Genomic DNA, 3,825 nt, shown 5'->3' with positions numbered 1-3,825 from the left:
CGTCGTGCGGTATTCGAGCCCGATCTTCCAGTAGATGCGCCTGTGCGTCATGCGCGAGAAATTGGTCAGCGGATTGTCGGCAAGCTTCGAATTCGGGACGTAAACGGGCGACTTGTCGAACCGGCGGATGGTCGTGGAGCGGAAGCTCACATCCTCCACCACGCCTTCGACGACGCCATCGACGAACACCCAGTCGCCCTTAGCCAGGCGCCGTTCGCCAATGATTGTCATACCGCCAATGAGGTTCTTGAAGAGGTCCTGCGCGCCGAGCGCGACGGCGACGGACAACAACGACAGAGACGCCAGGAAGGGCAGCACGGGCACGCCCCACACGTCTAGTATAGCCGCGCCGCCTACGAAGATGATCAGCGCCTTGAAGATGCGCTTCAGCCAGTCGAGCAGCGTCTCGCCGAAGACCGACCGGAAACCCTTGATCAGCGAAACCAGCGGATTGACCAGTCTGAACAGCGCCCAGAATATCCCGCCAATAATGATCGATTTGGTCAGCAGGATGAAGAAGTCATCCACTTCGCCTGACGCGCCAAGCGCCTGCGCCGCAAAGAAGATACCTGCCGCAATCGGGAAAAGCGTCAAAGGCTTCTTCAGCGCCTTAACCACCTCATCGTCAAAATCTGTCCTGGTTCGCCCTGCGATCTTGCCCAGCGTGGCCGCAATCAGATGTGCGATAGCGCCGCGCAAAAGAAAGGCGATAAACAGAATGCCGAGAGCCAGAATGCCCCGGCCGACGTGCTGGCCGAGGAAGCCGGTGTCGAACACGGTTTCAACCTGCGTCCAGAAATCGTGAAGCGTGGAAATGATACCGAGGTCGTCGGTATTGATCCCGTCGTCGCCATTTCCGGCATCGCCGCCATTGCTGCCTTCGCCGTCTTGTGCTCCGAAAATCATGCGTGCCTCGCCGCTAATCAAAACGCCCCGCAATGTCTTGCGGGGCGTCCTGTTTTCAAATCAGGTGCCTTCTTAGGCCGACTTGCGGTCGTCGTCCACTTCCTCGAAGTCGGCATCGACGACATCATCGTCCGAGCCCTCAGAGGCCGCGTCCGCCTTGGCGTCGGCTTCGGCCGCTTCGGTCTGCTGGCTCGCATAGATCGCTTCACCAAGCTTCATGGCAGCCGTCATCAGGGCCTGATGCTTGGCCTGGATGTCAGCCAGATCTTCGCCTTCAGCGGCCGTCTTGAGCTCTTCTGAGGCTTTCTCGATCTCAGCCTTCACTTCGGTGCCGATCTTGTCGCCATGCTCAGACAGCTGCTTTTCCGTCTGGTGAATGAGCGCTTCGGCAGCGTTCTTCGCTTCGACGAGGTCACGGCGCTGCTTGTCGGCTTCGGCGTTGGACTCAGCGTCCTTCATCATATTGTTGATCTCGTCCTCGGAGAGGCCGCCATTCGCCTGAATGGTGATCTTCTGCTCTTTATTGGTCGCCTTGTCCTTGGCCGAGACGGACACGATGCCATTGGCGTCGATGTCGAAGGTCACTTCGATCTGCGGGACACCGCGCGGCGCAGCCGGGATGCCTTCGAGATTGAACTGGCCGAGGATCTTGTTGTCGGCCGCCATCTCGCGCTCACCCTGGAAGACGCGGATCGTCACGGCGGGCTGATTGTCTTCAGCCGTCGAGAAGGTTTGCGACTTCTTGGTCGGGATGGTCGTGTTGCGATCGATCAGGCGGGTGAACACACCGCCCAGCGTCTCGATACCGAGCGACAGAGGCGTCACGTCGAGCAGGACAACATCCTTCACGTCGCCTTGCAGCACACCGCCCTGGATCGCAGCACCGATGGCCACAACCTCATCCGGGTTCACGCCCTTGTGCGGCTCCTTGCCGAAGAAGTCCTTCACAGCAGCCTGAACAGCCGGCATGCGCGTCATACCGCCGACGAGAACGACTTCATCGATCTCGGAGGTCGACTTGCCCGCATCTGCAAGCGCCTTCTTGCACGGGTCGATCGTGCGCTTGACGAGGTCTTCGACGAGGCTCTCATACTTGGCGCGCGTCAGCTTGATGTTGAGGTGTTTGGGGCCGGTCTGGTCGGCCGTGATGAAGGGCAGGTTCACTTCGTACTGGCTTGCAGACGAAAGCTCCTTCTTCGCCTTCTCGGCTTCTTCCTTCAGGCGTTGCAGGGCGAGCTTGTCTTTCGACAGGTCGATGCCCTGGTCCTTTTTGAACTCCGTGACGAGGAAGTCGACAATGCGAAGGTCGAAGTCCTCACCGCCGAGGAAGGTGTCACCATTGGTCGACAGCACTTCAAACACGCCATCGCCGATCTCGAGGATGGAGACGTCGAATGTACCACCGCCAAGGTCATAGACGGCGATCGTCTTGTTGGTGTCCTTGTCGAGGCCGTAGGCCAGCGCAGCTGCCGTCGGCTCGTTGATGATGCGAAGCACTTCAAGGCCTGCGATCTTGCCGGCATCTTTGGTGGCCTGGCGCTGAGCGTCGTTGAAGTAGGCTGGCACTGTAATAACGGCTTGGGTGACTTCCTCGCCGAGATAGGCCTCAGCGGTCTCTTTCATCTTGGTCAGGATGAAGGCGGAAATTTCCTGCGGCGCGTAATCCTTGTCACGGCCTTTGACCCATGCGTCGCCCTTGGGGCCTTTGACGATCTCGAAGGGGGAGATTTCCTTGTCCTTCTGCGCGGTCGGATCGTCGAACTGACGGCCGATCAGGCGCTTGATCGCATAGAACGTAAAGTCAGGGTTGGTGACGGCCTGACGGCGTGCGGGCATGCCGATGAGGCGCTCATCGCCCTCTGTAAAGGCAACAACGGACGGGGTCGTGCGCGCGCCTTCGGAATTTTCGATAACCTTGGCTTCTTTGCCATCCATGACAGCGACACAGCTATTCGTTGTGCCGAGGTCGATACCAATGATCTTTCCCATGTTTTTCACTCTCTCTTCTTTCAGCCGCCGCTATCTCGTTTTCTTGGCCTGTCCGGCAGCACCCCGAAACAGCGGCTCTACGGTTTGAGAATTCAACGTCCGCCGGGGCAAACGTGTCTTCAAGCAGCGATATGGGAAGGCGTTTCGCAGGCTCAAGAGGCAGGCTCACATTTCAGTGAGGGTTACGCAGTGTTCATAAAGGGAGATAACGGGCCGGGCTGGCCAATTGTGCGAGGCAATTGCATAGTGACCGGGCGAACTGTGGCCATGGCAGTCGCCGATGCGCTGAAGCAGGATTATGATATTGCGTCCGACAGGCTGGAGCCGCACGGCGTCGGGCCGCTCGCTCCGGTATTTTCAAATGCAGGCGATGCTGGCAGAGAGACAAACAGACGCGTCGAACTGGTTGAGAAATAGGACGACTTGATGAGATCAATCTTTATCGCACTGGCAGCCGCGACCGCGCTTTGCACGGCCTGCCAGCCCACTAGCGATGACCCGACCGCGGCCGGGCAGGCAGAAACACCGTCCGAGCCGGACACAGCCGGGAACGAGCCTGCTGAGGCTGACGCGGACGACGCGGAAACGAAGGCCGCTGCAAACTGGCCCGACGCCCCTATCGACCTCGTACAACTCTGGACGCTCGATGGTTTCAGCGATCCCGAAGGCGTCGCGCTGGCGCCTGACGGCAATTATTTCATCTCCAATGTTTCCGGAAATGGCGACGCGGCGGACGGCTCTGGCTGGATTTCCAAAATCTCACCGTTCGGCGAGATGATCGAGGCCGAATTTGCTACCGGTCTCGACGCGCCCAAGGGCATGATCGTCGACCGGGGCCTTCTCTACGTTGCCGATATCAACAAGATCCGCGTCATCCATACGAGTGATGGCAGCCTGCTGCGCACCAGCGAGGTCGAGGGGGCCGATTTC

The 3,825-nt window shown here is 59.1% G+C and carries 3 protein-coding genes and 1 pseudogene; 2 read left to right on the top strand and 2 right to left on the bottom strand.

From position 1 onward, the window contains the following. The coding region (locus WA989_RS14980; protein ID WP_424341284.1) for a mechanosensitive ion channel family protein at positions 1-906 on the bottom strand (906 nt) is incomplete at its 3' end. Between the two features lie 72 nt (positions 907-978). Beyond that, positions 979-2,895 carry a molecular chaperone DnaK gene (dnaK, locus tag WA989_RS14975; protein ID WP_424341283.1) on the bottom strand — a complete coding sequence of 639 codons (1,917 nt, stop codon included), beginning with the start codon at positions 2,893-2,895 and terminating at the stop codon, positions 979-981. A gap of 267 nt (positions 2,896-3,162) precedes the next feature. On the opposite strand from dnaK, the gene WA989_RS14970 reads away from it, so the two are divergent. Next, positions 3,163-3,312 carry a hypothetical protein gene (locus tag WA989_RS14970; RefSeq protein WP_424341282.1) on the top strand — a complete coding sequence of 50 codons (150 nt, stop codon included), beginning with the start codon at positions 3,163-3,165 and terminating at the stop codon, positions 3,310-3,312. A 9-nt stretch (positions 3,313-3,321) separates the two neighbouring features. Further along, positions 3,322-3,825, top strand: a pseudogene (locus WA989_RS14965) (hypothetical protein); the annotation flags it as partial.

The sequence above is a fragment of the Henriciella sp. genome, from assembly GCF_049649345.1.
Classification (GTDB): Bacteria; Pseudomonadota; Alphaproteobacteria; order Caulobacterales; family Hyphomonadaceae; genus Henriciella.
This window is presented reverse-complemented; position numbering and strand designations above follow the sequence as displayed.

What these genes read in the sequence shown, in the direction of transcription:
- WA989_RS14970 (WP_424341282.1), top strand. Translation starts at nt 3,163, where the DNA reads ATGGCAGTCGCCGATGCGCTGAAGCAGGATTATGATATTGCGTCCGAC.
- dnaK (WP_424341283.1), bottom strand. Translation starts at nt 2,895, where the DNA reads ATGGGAAAGATCATTGGTATCGACCTCGGCACAACGAATAGCTGTGTC.